The 13,533-nt window shown below is 62.8% G+C and carries 11 protein-coding genes; 6 read left to right on the forward strand and 5 right to left on the reverse strand.

Features of this window, described 5'->3' with window-relative positions; all coding sequences use genetic code 11:
- Positions 1 to 297 precede the first annotated feature (297 nt).
- Together prmA and PG898_RS17525 are read left to right on the forward strand one after the other, a co-directional pair.
- Positions 298 to 1,176 (forward strand): 50S ribosomal protein L11 methyltransferase, encoded by an 879-nt coding sequence (gene prmA / locus PG898_RS17520; RefSeq protein WP_268434843.1) that lies wholly within the window; start codon positions 298 to 300, stop codon positions 1,174 to 1,176.
- A 253-nt stretch (positions 1,177 to 1,429) separates the two neighbouring features.
- Positions 1,430 to 1,978, forward strand: coding sequence for a sugar O-acetyltransferase (locus PG898_RS17525; protein ID WP_005326543.1), 549 nt, complete (start codon positions 1,430 to 1,432; stop codon positions 1,976 to 1,978).
- 366 nt (positions 1,979 to 2,344) lie between these two features.
- On the opposite strand, the gene PG898_RS17530 is transcribed toward PG898_RS17525, so the two are convergent.
- Both PG898_RS17530 and PG898_RS17535 read right to left on the reverse strand, forming a co-directional pair.
- Complete coding sequence (locus PG898_RS17530; protein WP_005326541.1) at positions 2,345 to 2,893, reverse strand: NAD(P)H nitroreductase; 549 nt, start codon at positions 2,891 to 2,893, stop codon at positions 2,345 to 2,347.
- 144 nt (positions 2,894 to 3,037) lie between these two features.
- Complete coding sequence (locus PG898_RS17535; protein ID WP_005326538.1) at positions 3,038 to 5,065, reverse strand: NADPH-dependent 2,4-dienoyl-CoA reductase; 2,028 nt, start codon at positions 5,063 to 5,065, stop codon at positions 3,038 to 3,040.
- Between the two features lie 306 nt (positions 5,066 to 5,371).
- Between PG898_RS17535 and sppA the strand changes: the two genes are divergently transcribed.
- Positions 5,372 to 7,216, forward strand: a complete 1,845-nt coding sequence (gene sppA / locus PG898_RS17540; RefSeq protein ID WP_005326536.1) for a signal peptide peptidase SppA — start codon at positions 5,372 to 5,374, stop codon at positions 7,214 to 7,216.
- A gap of 64 nt (positions 7,217 to 7,280) precedes the next feature.
- Here sppA and PG898_RS17545 read toward each other — a convergent pair whose 3' ends face one another.
- Complete coding sequence (locus PG898_RS17545; protein ID WP_270824746.1) at positions 7,281 to 7,838, reverse strand: NUDIX domain-containing protein; 558 nt, start codon at positions 7,836 to 7,838, stop codon at positions 7,281 to 7,283.
- Positions 7,835 to 8,638 carry a DUF2989 domain-containing protein gene (locus PG898_RS17550; protein WP_041205173.1) on the reverse strand — a complete coding sequence of 268 codons (804 nt, stop codon included), beginning with the start codon at positions 8,636 to 8,638 and terminating at the stop codon, positions 7,835 to 7,837. The genes PG898_RS17545 and PG898_RS17550 overlap by 4 nt, the downstream gene beginning before the upstream one ends.
- A 210-nt stretch (positions 8,639 to 8,848) precedes the next feature.
- Between PG898_RS17550 and PG898_RS17555 the strand changes: the two genes are divergently transcribed.
- Complete coding sequence (locus tag PG898_RS17555) at positions 8,849 to 10,282, forward strand: glyceraldehyde-3-phosphate dehydrogenase (RefSeq protein ID WP_270824745.1); 1,434 nt, start codon at positions 8,849 to 8,851, stop codon at positions 10,280 to 10,282.
- Between the two features lie 34 nt (positions 10,283 to 10,316).
- A complete protein-coding gene (locus PG898_RS17560) occupies positions 10,317 to 10,595 on the forward strand; it encodes a YeaC family protein (protein ID WP_041205171.1) in 279 nt (92 codons plus the stop codon).
- 222 nt (positions 10,596 to 10,817) lie between these two features.
- Here the strand turns inward: PG898_RS17560 and ansA are convergent, their stop codons facing one another.
- Positions 10,818 to 11,825, reverse strand: a complete 1,008-nt coding sequence (ansA, locus tag PG898_RS17565; protein ID WP_042648756.1) for an asparaginase — start codon at positions 11,823 to 11,825, stop codon at positions 10,818 to 10,820.
- Positions 11,826 to 12,257: 432 nt separating this feature from the next.
- Here ansA and gltS point away from each other — a divergent pair, with 432 nt between their 5' ends.
- Entirely contained in the window at positions 12,258 to 13,457 is a 1,200-nt protein-coding gene (gltS, locus tag PG898_RS17570) for a sodium/glutamate symporter (protein WP_005326527.1), read from the forward strand.
- The last annotated feature ends 76 nt before the right edge of the window (positions 13,458 to 13,533 follow it).

Consider the following 13,533-nt stretch of genomic DNA (forward strand, 5'->3'; position numbering starts at 1 on the left):
GGTATCCATGATGGAGGCCCTCAAGGTGATGACCTACTCCAAGGTTAGTCTTCCAACACGTAATTGGGACAGCGCCTAAAAAAAGCCACCCGAAGGTGGCTGAAAAAGATGACGGAACTTCATAGAGCAAAGCATTCAGCGGGAACAAGTTGCTTCCCGTCACCCAGTAAGGAATACATTAACCGTGCCAACTTGGCAGAGTTGCCTTCCTTCCCCATCCCATCATGGGCAAACCACGACAGCACAGGCCCATGATGATAGAATCCCGCGGTTTCACATTTATGAAGAGTCGACCCCATGCCCTGGATACAAATTCGAATCAACGCCACCGCCAAGACTGCGGACAAGGTGAGCAACATGCTGCTGGGGCGTGGAGCCCAGGCGGTGACCTTTATGGATGCCCAGGATGTGCCCGTCTACGAGCCACTGCCTGGTGAAACGCCGCTCTGGGGCGAGACCGAGGTGATGGGGCTGTTCGATGCCGAAACCGACCCGGCCCCCACCATCGCCTTCTTCCAGCAGATCTTCGGGGAAGACGTCGGCTACAAGGTTGAGCAGCTGGAGGACAAGGACTGGGTGCGGGAATGGATGGATCACTTCCACCCGATGCAGTTCGGCAAGCGGCTCTGGATCTGCCCGAGCTGGCGCGACGTGCCGAATCCCGATGCGGTCAACGTCATGCTGGATCCGGGCCTGGCCTTCGGTACCGGCACCCACCCCACCACAGCGCTCTGCCTGCAGTGGCTGGATGGGCTGGATCTGGCCGGCAAGACGGTGGTCGACTTCGGTTGTGGCTCCGGCATCCTCGGCATCGCCGCCCTGAAACTCGGCGCCGCCCGGGTCATCGGCATCGACATCGACCCGCAGGCCATCCAGGCCAGCCATGACAACGCCGAACGTAACGGCGTCGCCGGCCAGATCGAACTCTACCTGCCTGCCGACCAACCGCAAGACGTCGAAGCTGACGTGGTGGTGGCCAACATACTGGCCGGCCCGCTGCGCGAGCTGGCGCCGCTCATCGCCGGCCACGGCAAGCCCGGCAGCCTGATGGCGCTCTCCGGCGTGCTGGAGAGCCAGGCCCCGGAGCTGGAGACCATCTACAGCCAGTGGTTCGACATGGACCCGACCGCGGTGAAGGAAGAGTGGTGTCGCCTCTCAGGCCGCAAGCACGGCTGATAGAGACCGTCATCTTGATGCCTGCGGTCACAAAGACGGCTGATAGAAAGCAGCTATTGCGGCGGCAACACTGCGGTCGCAAGCACGGCTGATAGCAACAGGTATCCTCTATACCCAACAAGGGCACCCCAGGGTGCCCTTGTCGTTTCCCGGCGCCAGCTGCGCGCCCTTCTGCCCACTCTGGGGAGAGCCTCACGCTTCTATTGCCCTTGATGGCTTATCCTCTCCTCCTTCACCCCATTGAGGCCTAGCCATGACCGAATACGAAAAGATGATCGCCAGCCAGCCTTACAACTGCATGGCCCAGGAGCTGGATGCGATACGCCGGGAGACGGCGTTCCGCTATCGCCGCTTCAATCGCGCGGAAGAGGAGCAGCAGCAGTTGGCGCTGCTCAAAGAGATCGTCGGCGAGCTGGCGGAGGGCGCCTTTATCTGCCCGCCCCTCTACTGCACCTATGGCCGCCACATCCACCTTGGCGAGCGCAGCTACATCAATATGGGGGCCACCCTGCTGGACAACGCGCCTATCCGCATCGGCGCCGATGTCATGATAGGGCCGAACGTACAGATCTATACCGCCGCCCACGCGCTGGACGCCGATGAGCGCATCCAGGGGGTAGAAACAGCGCTGCCGGTGACCATAGAGGACAGGGTCTGGATCGGTGGTGGCGCCATCCTGCTGCCGGGGGTCACCATAGGACGGGAGGCCATCGTCGGTGCGGGCGCAGTGGTGACCAGAGACGTCCCTGCCGGAGCGCGGGTGGTGGGCAACCCGGCCCGCATCCTGCCCGCCAGGGCCTAGATGCCAGTGACCGGCAGCTAGGGGCCCACAGACGCCGTGGTGCTGATGCAGAAAACCGCCCATAAAAATAAAGCCCAATGTCATAACGACGCTGGGCTGTAAAAAGGTGCTACGGAATTGCGACTCTCATCGCAGAAAATTAGAAGGGGTCACCTTCTAAACTGGCAGTGGGATAATAACGGGGCGCAAACGTTTTACATAGGGTAATCAACCAGGATTGAGAACAGCCTCTCACTATTCAAAAAATGTCCGGCCAACCCCCTACCCCCCTCTTGGCAAGCCTCCAATTTTGAGTACAGCCCGATGTCGTTCCGGGGGAAATAAAAAAGCCCTGAATATTCAGGGCTCTTGTGCATTATCTTTGACTCAGAAGCGACGTACGAAGTCGGCGATCGGCAACTCCCGCAACTTGCGCGCCTCCAGCATGGGGGTGCCCAGGTAGAGGAAGCCCACCAGTTGATCGTCCGGTGCCAGCCCCAGCCCCTGATTGATCCCCTCGTCGAAGATGAACCAGCCGGAGCGCCAGATGCCGTTGAACCCCTGTGCCTGGGCCGCCATCTGCATCGCCATCAGGGCGCAGCCAGCGGAGAGCTCCTGCTCCAGTTTAGGTACCTTGGGGTGCGCCTGATAGCGGGTCGCGACGGCCACCACCAGGGGCGCTCGCAGGGGCGCCTCACTGCATTTCTTGATGCTATCTTCATCCTCGCCGCGGGTGCGAGCGGCGTCCGCCAGCAGGGTCCCCAGACGCTCACGCCCCTCCCCTTCAAACAGGATGAACTGCCAGGGAGTCAGGGTGCCGTGATCCGGCGCTCGCAGGCCGGCCTTCAAAATATTGTCGAGCACCTCGCCACTCGGGGCCGGGGTGGTCAGACGGCCACAGGAGTGGCGGTTGAGTAACAGGGAGAGGGCATCCATGGTCAGTTCCTTATCAGGAGGCAATGATGGCGCTACCTTAGCACAGCCCGAAGGGGAGCACAGCCAGGGCCGGTCGGCACCACCAATGATAACCCCCTGATAGTCAGGGGGTTATCATTGGTGGTGCCGGCTCAGGCCAAGGCGCTAGATGACGGACGCCAGCTCGGCTCCCTGGCGGATGGCGCGCTTGGCGTCCAGCTCCGCCGCCACGTCGGCACCGCCTATGATATGCACCGGCTTGCCCGCCGCCTGCAGGCCGGCCTGCAGCTCCCGCAGGGGCTCCTGTCCGGCGCAGATGATCACCTGATCCACCGGCAGGCACTGTCTGGCTTCCCCCACCTGGATGTGCAGCCCTTCATCGTCGATGCGCAGGTACTGCACGCCGGAGAGCATCTGCACCTTGCGGTTCTTCAATACGGTGCGGTGGATCCAGCCTGTGGTCTTGCCGAGGCCATCCCCCACCTTGCTCTCCTTGCGCTGGAGCAGCCAGATCTGGCGCTCGGGAGCGTCGATCACCGGCGTCATCAGACCGCCGCGCTCGCCGAGGCTCTTGTCGATGCCCCACTCCCTGAGCCAGTGATCGCGATGATGATCCGCGCTCCCCTCCGCCTTCTTCTCCACCAGGAACTCGGCCACGTCGAAGCCGATGCCGCCGGCCCCGATCACCGCCACCTTGTCGCCCACCGGCTTGCCATCGCGCAGCACGTCGAGGTAACTCAACACCTTGGGGTGATCGATGCCGGGAATGTTGGGGGTGCGCGGTCGTATGCCGGTGGCGAGGATCACCTCGTCAAAACCACCGCCAAGCAGGCTCTCGGCGCTCTGGCGCTGGCCCAGATAGAGTTCGACGCCGCACTTCTCCAACCGTCTGGCGAAATAGCGCAGGGTCTCGTGAAACTCCTCCTTGCCCGGGATCTGCTTGGCGAAGTTGAACTGGCCGCCTATGGTCGGCGCCTGATCGAACAGGCTCACCTGATGGCCGCGCTCGGCGGCGTAGCAGGCGAACGCCAGCCCGGCCGGCCCGGCCCCCACCACCGCCAGCCTCTTGGGCTGGGGCACCCGGCCGAAATTGAGCTCGGTCTCGAAGCAGGCGCGGGGATTGACCAGGCAGGAGGCGCGTTTTTGCTTGAATACGTGATCCAGGCAGGCCTGGTTGCAGGCGATGCAGGTGTTGATCTCGTCCGCCCGGTTCTCGGCGGCCTTGATGACAAACTCGGGATCCGCCAGGAAGGGGCGCGCCATGGAGACCATGTCCGCCTCCCCCTGCGCCAGGATGCGCTCGGCCACCTCGGGGGTATTGATGCGGTTGGTGGTGATAAGCGGCACTGTGAGGTGCTTTTTCAGCTCGGCGGTCACCCAGCTGAAGGCGCCGCGCGGCACGCTGGTGGCTATGGTGGGGATGCGCGCCTCGTGCCAGCCGATGCCGGTGTTGATGAGGCTCACCCCGGCCTGCTCCAGCGCCTTCCCGAGCGCTATCACCTCCTCTAGGGAGGAGCCCTTCTCCACCAGATCCAGCATGGAGAGGCGGAAGATGATGATGAAGTCGCTGCCGACCCGCTCGCGAATGGCCCGCACGATTTCCAGCGGAAAACGCATGCGGTTTTCGCTGCTGCCACCCCAGCCGTCGCTGCGCTGGTTGGTGCGCTCGCAGATGAACTGGTTGATGAGATAGCCTTCCGACCCCATCACCTCGACACCGTCATAGCCCGCCGCCTTGGCCAGTGCCGCGGTCGAGGCGAAGTCCCGTATGGTGCCACGGATCTGCCGCTCACTCATGGCGCGCGGCTTGAATGGAGAGATGGGAGCCCGGATGGCGCTCGGCGCCAGGCTGAACGGATGATAGGCATAGCGACCGGCATGGAGGATCTGCAGGGCTATCTTGCCCCCCTCCTGATGCACGGCGCCGGTCACCTTCTTGTGCTTGGCGACCTGCCAGGGGAAGCTGAGCTGCGAGCCATGGGGCACCAGGCGCCCCCGCAGGTTGGGGGCGATGCCACCGGTGACGATGAGGGCGACACCGCCGCGGGCGCGCTCGGCATAGAAGGCGGCCAGCTTGTCAAAGCCCCCCTTCTCCTCCTCGAGGCCGGTGTGCATGGAACCCATCAATACCCGGTTCTTGAGCTGGGTAAAGCCGAGATCCAGGGGTGTCAGCAGCGTTGGATACAGGCTCATGACGCACTCCTTTTAGAGGCAGACGCACAAGATGCCGCCAGCACATGGTGACGAAGAAGGGGACTGCGGGGGGTCAGCAACGTCGGGTAGCGGCTCACAGGGCCTCCAGTTAATTTTTTGTTATCAAACTGAGGCTAGAGTAAAGAATCGAAAATCCTTTTTCAAACAAATGTTTGGACATTTTTTCGGCGAACAGCCGTATCCCGAAGCCAGGGGGGGCGATCCCAGCCAAGCGAAAATGGCAATTGGCGGGTCAACTGGTTAATAATGCCCTTCTCTACCCATTAACAGGGCGTTAGCACGGCTATGTCTATTTTCAAAGGTCTGGGGTGGCTGTTTCGCAGCCTCTGGCGTCTGCTCAACTTTACCCGCTTGATGCTGGTCAATCTGCTGTTTCTCATCGTCGTGCTGGTCATCGCCTTCAGCCTCAACCAGAGCGAGACCCCCAGCACCCCCATAGAGGGCGCCCTCACCCTCAATCTCGCCGGCGTACTGGTGGAACAACGCACCCAAACCGATCCGACGGTGCAACTGCTGAGACAGGTGGAGAAAAGCGACGATCAGCCGAGCGAAATCGTGCTCTCCGACCTGTTGTGGGCCATCAAGAGCGCCGGGGATGACGATCGCATCAAGGCACTGGTGCTCAAGCCCCAGGGGCTGCAGGGAGCCAGCCTCTCCAAGCTGCAGGAAGTGGCAAGCGCCATCGACGCATTCAAGGAGAGCGGCAAACCGGTCATCGCCATGGCCGACTACTACAGCCAGGGCGCCTACCTGCTCGCCGCCCACGCAGACCACGTGCTGCTCAACCAGAGCGGCGCCGTGCTGATCGAAGGCTTTGGCGTCTACCAGACCTACTTCAAGTCGGCGCTGGAGAAGCTCAACGTCACCCCCCATGTGTTCAAGGTCGGCACCTACAAATCCTTCGTCGAGCCCTATACCCGGGATGAGATGTCCCCCGAGAGCAAGGAGGCGAACCAGCGCTGGCTGGATCAGCTGTGGCAATCCTATGTCACCGACGTGGCCGAGCAGCGGGAGATAGAGCCGGATGCTGTCGCACCAGACAAGGATCACTTCCTCGAGCTGCTGCGCAAGGCCGGTGGCAATGCCGCCAGCTACGCCCTCGACAACGGCCTGGTGGATCAGCTCGCCACCCGTGACGAGATGACCCAGGCGGTGATCAAGGAGGTGGGCGAGAGCGAGGATCACGGCTGGAAAGGGGTCGGCCTGAAAGAGTATCTGGCCGCCATCCCCGAGCAATATCCCCAGAGCGGCAAGGATGAGGTGGGTCTCATCACCGCCAGCGGCGCCATCATGGACGGGGTGCAACCCGCCGGTACCATAGGCGGCGACAGCCTGGCCGATCTGCTGGCCGAGGCCCGCCGCGATGACCAGGTGAAGGCCGTGGTGCTGCGGGTCGACAGCCCGGGTGGCAGCGCCTTCGCCGCCGAGCAGATCCGCGCCGAGCTGCTGGCCCTGAAGCAGGCTGGCAAGCCGGTGGTCATCTCCATGGGCAGCTACGCCGCCTCCGGTGGCTACTGGATCTCCGCCGATGCGGACAAGATCTTCGCATCCCCCACCACCCTCACCGGCTCCATCGGGGTGTTCGGCATGTTCGCCACCATCGACAAGGCGCTCTCCCAGTACGGGGTGCACACCGACGGCATCGGCACCACGGACTTCGTGGGGATCGGGCTGACCCGGGCCCTGCCGGAGCACGTCGGTCAGGCCATCCAGCTGAGCGTGGAAGACACCTACCAGCGCTTCGTCGGCCTGGTCGGCAAGGGCCGGGGCCTGAGCCCGGAAGAGGCGGAGAAAGCCGCCGAAGGCCGGGTCTGGACCGGCCTGGATGCCAAGGCACTGGGGCTGGTGGACGAGTTCGGCAACCTGGACGACGCCCTCAAGGCCGCCGCCGAGCTCGCCAACCTCAAGAGCTGGCAGGTCACCCCCATAGCACCAGAAGAGTCGGCAAGGGACAAGTTCCTGCGCGAGCTGTTCGACAGCAGCGCCCAGGCGCTGGCCCCGCACCTGCAAAGCTGGCTGCCCGCCGGGTTGGGCAAGGCGCTGGTGGAGATGAACCGCAGCCTGGACCCGCTGACCCGCTTCAATGACCCGCAAGGCACCTACGCCTTCTGCCCGGTCTGCGTGCCCTGATCCGGCATCGACAATAAAAAAACCGCCGAATGGCGGTTTTTTTATCCTCAGAACCCCATGGCGGTCAGCTCAGCAGACCCGCATCCACCCAGTGCTGCAACTCGGCCAGCACCCTCGTCTCGCGCACCGTCCACTGGGGACAGGGGCCAGCCAGCTGGGTCTTGTTGGTCTGCAGAGCCTCTTCCAGTGCGAACCAGCCCGGGGTGAAACCAAGGCGTATCTCGTAGGGTTGGGGGCGCGGCTCGCTCCACGCCTCCCCCACCTGGCAGAGGTAATAGAAGGAGCGGATGCAGTAGGCGTCGTAGTCGGCCTCGCGGGCGGCGCGAAACTCCCGGGTCTGCCCGAGCAGCAGACCCACGGCCACCAGCTCGGCGCCGCACTCTTCGCGCAGCTCCCGGGCCAGGGCGGTACCGTGGCACTCCCCCGCCTCTATGCCGCCCCCGGGGAACATCAGATCCCCGTTGACGCGAGAGTGCACCAACAGCAGTTCATCCCCGCGCATCACCACGGCCCTGACCGTGGTCCGCTCGAGCACCCGCCCCTCGCAGGGAACCTGACCATGGACGAGGCGGATGTCGAACGCATGGGCCCATTCACGGGCACTGGGTGGTAGCGGGATCATGGGGCCTGGTAGCTCCCTTCCCTGAGCGCGTCGACTATGGTGGCGGCCGCTTGATCCAGCCTCTCCTGCTGCTCCTTGCCGATGGCGTGGTAGATCCCGAGGCGGGTGGATGACACCTCGGGGGTCTCCTGAAACGACTCGCTCACCTTGCCCCACTGATAGGCCAGATCAAATGCTTTCTGCCCCATGTAGAGGGTGCTGAGGGCGGTGAGGATCCGGCTGTTGACCTTGTCCCCTTCCCCGTAGAGGGAGAGTGCATGGTGCATCAAGGCGATGGCCTTCTGGGGCTCGCTCTTGGCATAGATACCCCCCAGGGCCAGTTGCAGCTCCGGCTCCTCGAGGGCGGGGGTGCCTTCCAGCGCAAGGAAGCTGGCACGGGCCGCTGGATTGGTGTTGTTGGTCCAATGCCAGAGCAGCAGATAGGGATCCTGGGAACCACGGGTCTGCGCATCCAGCTGCGCCAGCTGAGCGCCGGCGGCCAGCATGCCCTCCACCCTGGGGCTCTTCTGCTCGCGGGCCCGCTTGTATTCGATGTTGGTGGAGTGCTCGGCACACTGCAGATAACGCTCCAGGCCACGCATCAACTCGTACTGGCGTCTGTCCGTGCCCTCCTCCTGGAGGTAGTAACGGGCACGGATGACATCGCTGCGCTCATGGCGACACCAGCCGTCGTCCACCAGATCCTCACACAGAGTCGGGGATTGGGAGCAGATGTTGTGGATCCTGTCGTCGTCGCAGGCCATCAGCGTCAGACAACAGGCGAGGGGGAGCAGTAACGGACGCTGTGAGAATAGGGTCATGGTTCACATCTGGTTGGTAACAATCGCAACCCGCACTGGCCACCGCCAACTAGCAAACAGGCTACATATCCATTACAATGCGCGCGCCGTATAAGGCCGCGACTGCAGAATAATATAACGAAACCGTCAGCCCTACACTGATCTGCATTCGACGAATGTCAATTTGCCCAGGCAACTTGCTTCAACAACGTGAAATAAAGGATCTGGTTAATGACCCACGAGCACTACTTGCAGGCGTGGCAGGAGAGCCAGGAGCTCGCCGAAGCCATGCAGCCCTTGATTGGTCGCCTCTACCGCCAGCAAGGGATAGAGATCACCCTCTACGGGCGCCCGCTGCAGAACGCCTCCACCATCGACATCCTCAAGGCCCACCGGGTCGTTCGCCGCCACCAGGGCGCCCCCCTCCCCATCCAGCAAAGCTTCCCCCTGCTCCAGGCCATGGTCGCCCTGAACCCGACCGCCGCCGAAGTGGACCTCGGCAAGCTGGCGGTGGGTTACTGGCAGGATCATCAGGATGAAGCCGGTATAGACGACTACCTGCGCGCCAAGCTGGCCCCGGCCCTGAACCGTGCCAGCGTGCCGGCACCGACCGACGTGGTGCTCTACGGCTTTGGCCGCATCGGCCGCCTGCTGGCCCGGCTGCTGATCGAGCGCACCGGCGCCGCCAACTCTCTGCGGCTGCGCGCCATCGTCGTGCGCGGCGGCCGCGAGGGGGATCTGGAAAAGCGGGCCAGCCTGCTGCGCCGCGACTCGGTGCACGGCCCCTTCAACGGCTCCATCGAGGTGGATAGTAATCGCAGCGCCATCATCGCCAACGGCACCTTCATCCAGGTGATCTATGCAAACAGCCCGGCCGACATCGACTACACCGCCTACGGCATCGACAATGCGCTGATCGTCGACAACACCGGGGTCTGGCGCGACGAGGCAGGCCTGTCCGAGCACCTCAAGGCACGCGGCGCCGCCCGGGTGCTGCTGACCGCTCCCGGCAAGGGGGAGATGAAGAACGTGGTGTTCGGGGTCAACCACGAGGTGATAGGCCCGGATGACAAGATAGTCTCCGCCGCCTCTTGCACCACCAACGCCATCACCCCTGTGCTCAAGGTGATGCAGGACAAGTTCGGCATCCGCCACGGCCATGTGGAGACGGTGCACTCCTACACCAACGACCAGAACCTCATCGACAACTATCACAAGGGCGAGCGACGCGGTCGCAGCGCGGCCCTCAACATGGTGATGACCAGCACCGGCGCCGCCAAGGCGGTGGCCAAGGCGCTGCCGGAGCTCAAAGGCAAGCTGACCGGCAACGCCATCCGGGTGCCGACCCCCAACGTGTCCCTGGCCATCATCAACCTGAGCCTGGAACAAGCCACCGACAGAGAGAGCCTCAACGCCTATCTGCAGCAGATGGCCCTGAGCTCGGCCCTGCATCGCCAGATCGATTTCAGTGCCAGCACCGAGCTGGTCTCCTCCGACATGGTGGGTTCCCGCTTCGCGGGCATAGTGGACTCCCAGGCCACCATCGCCGAGGGGGATCACTGCGTGCTGTACGTGTGGTATGACAACGAGTTCGGGTACAGTTGTCAGGTAGTACGGGTAATGGAGCAGATGGCCGGCGTAGTCCGTCAGGATCTGCCCGCCTGATCCCTTCATGGCTCAATTTTCAAGGAGAGGCCGAATGTCGTTTCAACAGGTGATAGGGCAGATGCCCAAGGAAGTGTACGAGCGGCTCAAGACCGCGGTCGAGCTCGGCAAATGGCCGGATGGCCAGCCCCTCACCGACGAGCAGAAGGCCACCTCGCTGCAGGCCGTGATGGCCTGGCAGGCGATGCACCTCGAGAATCCCGAGCACATGAACATAGGCCGTGACGGCGAGATCGTGATGAAGAGCAAGAGCGAGCTCAAACGCCAGTATCGCGATGAGGAAGAGATAGTCCGTATCGATCTCAGCCACTGAGCCTGACCCGCCCGCCACAACTAAAGAGGGGAGCCATTATGGCTCCCCTCTTTTTTCACTCTCCCCCATGGGGGGAGGTCAGAAGCTGTTCACGACCTGTAGCGAGAAGGCGTCAGCAAGGTGAAGAGCAGCGCAGGAACCGGAGCGTATAGATATACGTGAGGATTCCGAGCAGCACATGAGCCTTGATCACGGCTTCGCAGTAAGATCGTGGGCAGTTTCTCAGGGCGTCAGCTCGCCGCGCAGGGACTGCTGCATCAGCTCACGGATGCGCGGCGCCGGCAGATCCTGGCTCAGCAGGAAGTGCAGCTTGGTGAGCGCCGCCTCGGCGGTCATGTCAAAACCCGAGATGACCCCGGCCCGGGACAGCGCGTTGCCGGTGGCATAGCCCCCCATGTTGACCTTGCCGTGCAGACACTGGCTCAGGTTGACGATGATGACACCCCGGGCCGACGCCTCGGAGAGCAGCGCCAACATAGCCGGGTTCTGGGGCGCGTTGCCCACCCCGAAGGAGAGCAGGATCAGCGCCCGCACCGGTTGCTGCAGGATGTTGGCGATCACCTCCGCCGAGATGCCGGGATAGAGGGTCACCACGCCGATGGGCTGGGGGGTGATGTCGTGCAGCACCAGCGGCCGCTCGGACGGCACGCCCAGCTCCCCCGCTTCCAGGGAGATGGCGATACCGGCGTTGAGCAGCGGCGGGTAGTTCGGTGAATCGAAGGCGTGGAAGCCGTCCGCGTGCACCTTCTTGCTGCGGTTGCCGCGATAGAGCTGATTGTTGAAAAACAGCGTGACCTCGTGGATCGGGTAGTTGGCCGCGATATAGAGGGCATTGAGCAGGTTCTGCTGGCCGTCGGAGCGCAGCTCGGCGAGCGGGATCTGGGAGCCGGTGATGATGACCGGCTTGTGCAGATCCTCCAGCATGAAGGAGAGCGCAGACGCGGTGAACGACATGGTGTCGGTGCCGTGCAGGATCACGAAGCCGTCGTACTGCTCGTAGTTGTCACGAATGTCCTCGGCGATGCGCTGCCAGTCCGCCGGGGTCATGTCGGAGGAGTCGATGAGGGGGGCATATTCGTGAATATGATAATCCGGCATCTCGGGCCGGTGGAACTCGGGCATCCGCGCCAGACAATCTTCCATGAAACCCGCCATCGGCACATAACCGTGGTCGGAACGCTGCATCCCTATGGTGCCGCCCGTGTAGGCGATATAGATAGACTTCTTCACACCCTCTCCTCTCTCTGGACTGACAACCGGCAGACATTTAAAGGCTTAGCCGGTTCCTTCACTTCCTATTCCGGTGCCGCTCATGGGCGGGAAACTGGCGAATTATAGAGACTGCCGCTGCAAATGACAGCAGTCATTGTTGCGGGCCGGAACACGCCCAGCACACAGTGTTAAATGCTAGGTTAATGCACTGTTTTGAGCATTAATATGATGAAAATGGATATAAACGGTGATTTTTGCTACTATCCGGCGAATTTTTCATAAATGTCATCTGGATGCCTGATGAAATCGGGCTCGCATCGATCCCATTTTTACCTGGGACTGGGCCCGTGGCCCCCTCTTGAACTGGCGCCTGCGCCACACTGTTTCATCCCGGCTGAATCTGTGCGTCTTTCTCGCCAAAGACACAGCCGATCAACATGGGAGTACCGCATGATACAACTTGATTCCTACGCCACCCTGGTCGCCGCCACCCTGGTGCTGCTGCTCGGCCGTCTGCTGGTCAACCGGATTGGCCCCCTGCGCACCTTCAACATCCCCAAACCGGTGGCAGGCGGCCTGGTGGTCGCCCTGGTGCTGCTGCTGCTGCGCTCCACCATGCAGCTTGAACTGCAATTTGACACCACACTGCAAACCCCGCTGATGCTGGCCTTCTTCGCCTCCATCGGCCTCTCCGCTGATCTGGGCAGCCTCAAGCGCGGCGGCAAGGCGGTGATCACCTTCCTGCTGGTGGTCACCGGCCTGCTGCTGGTGCAAAACAGCCTGGGGGTCGGTCTGGCCACCCTGCTGGGTCTGGACCCGCACATGGGGCTGCTGGCCGGCTCCATCACCCTCTCCGGCGGCCACGGCACCGGCGCGGCCTGGGGCTCCATCTTCACCGAGAAGTACGGTGTGCAATCCGCCGCCGAGCTCGCCATCGCCTGCGCCACCTTCGGTCTGGTGCTGGGGGGACTGATCGGCGGTCCTGTCGCCCGCTACCTGGTGAAGAAGGTGCAGGTGCCCGGCGAGGAGCACAACCGGGACGGCGCCCCCCAAGGCTTCGAGATGCCGGACATGGAGCGACCGCTGACCACCTTCAGCGTGATCGAGACCCTGGCCCTCATTGCCATCAGCCTGAAGGGGGGCGAGATGCTCTCTCTCTACCTCAAGGGCAGCGCCCTGGAGCTCCCGGTCTTCGTCTGCGTGCTGTTCGTCGGCGTGCTGCTGCGCAACCTGCTGACCCTGCTGAACTGGCACGAGGTGAGTGATCGGGAAGTCTCCCTGCTCGGCAACGTCAGCCTGTCGCTCTTCCTCGCCATGGCGCTGATGAGCCTGAAGCTGTGGGATCTCGCCAGCCTGGCCCTGCCCATCTTCATTCTGCTGGCCGCCCAGACGGTGGCGATGGCGCTCTACGCCATCTTCGTCACCTTCAGGGTCATGGGCCGCAACTATGACGCGGCCGTGCTGGCGGCGGGCCACTGCGGCTTCGGTCTGGGCGCCACCCCCACCGCCATCGCCAACATGCAGGCCATCACCCAACGCTTCGGCCCCTCCCACCTGGCGTTTCTGGTGGTGCCCATGGTGGGTGCCTTCTTCATCGACATCATCAATGCCGTGGTGATCAAGCTGTTCCTGGCTCTGCCCTTCCTGTAATTCCCGTCCTCTCAGACGCAATATGCGCAAGAACCCTCAGTCCGGAGGATTCTGGTGACCAAAGCCCCCTCTTTTT

Origin of the sequence: Aeromonas sp. QDB31 (genome assembly GCF_027707605.1) — a bacterium.
In the GTDB taxonomy this organism is placed as follows: domain Bacteria; phylum Pseudomonadota; class Gammaproteobacteria; order Enterobacterales; family Aeromonadaceae; genus Aeromonas; species Aeromonas media.

What these genes read in the sequence shown, in the direction of transcription:
- prmA (WP_268434843.1), top strand. Translation starts at nt 298, where the DNA reads ATGCCCTGGATACAAATTCGAATCAACGCCACCGCCAAGACTGCGGAC.
- PG898_RS17525 (WP_005326543.1), top strand. Translation starts at nt 1,430, where the DNA reads ATGACCGAATACGAAAAGATGATCGCCAGCCAGCCTTACAACTGCATG.
- PG898_RS17530 (WP_005326541.1), bottom strand. Translation starts at nt 2,893, where the DNA reads ATGGATGCCCTCTCCCTGTTACTCAACCGCCACTCCTGTGGCCGTCTG.
- PG898_RS17535 (WP_005326538.1), bottom strand. Translation starts at nt 5,065, where the DNA reads ATGAGCCTGTATCCAACGCTGCTGACACCCCTGGATCTCGGCTTTACC.
- sppA (WP_005326536.1), top strand. Translation starts at nt 5,372, where the DNA reads ATGTCTATTTTCAAAGGTCTGGGGTGGCTGTTTCGCAGCCTCTGGCGT.
- PG898_RS17545 (WP_270824746.1), bottom strand. Translation starts at nt 7,838, where the DNA reads ATGATCCCGCTACCACCCAGTGCCCGTGAATGGGCCCATGCGTTCGAC.
- PG898_RS17550 (WP_041205173.1), bottom strand. Translation starts at nt 8,638, where the DNA reads ATGACCCTATTCTCACAGCGTCCGTTACTGCTCCCCCTCGCCTGTTGT.
- PG898_RS17555 (WP_270824745.1), top strand. Translation starts at nt 8,849, where the DNA reads ATGACCCACGAGCACTACTTGCAGGCGTGGCAGGAGAGCCAGGAGCTC.
- PG898_RS17560 (WP_041205171.1), top strand. Translation starts at nt 10,317, where the DNA reads ATGTCGTTTCAACAGGTGATAGGGCAGATGCCCAAGGAAGTGTACGAG.
- gltS (WP_005326527.1), top strand. Translation starts at nt 12,258, where the DNA reads ATGATACAACTTGATTCCTACGCCACCCTGGTCGCCGCCACCCTGGTG.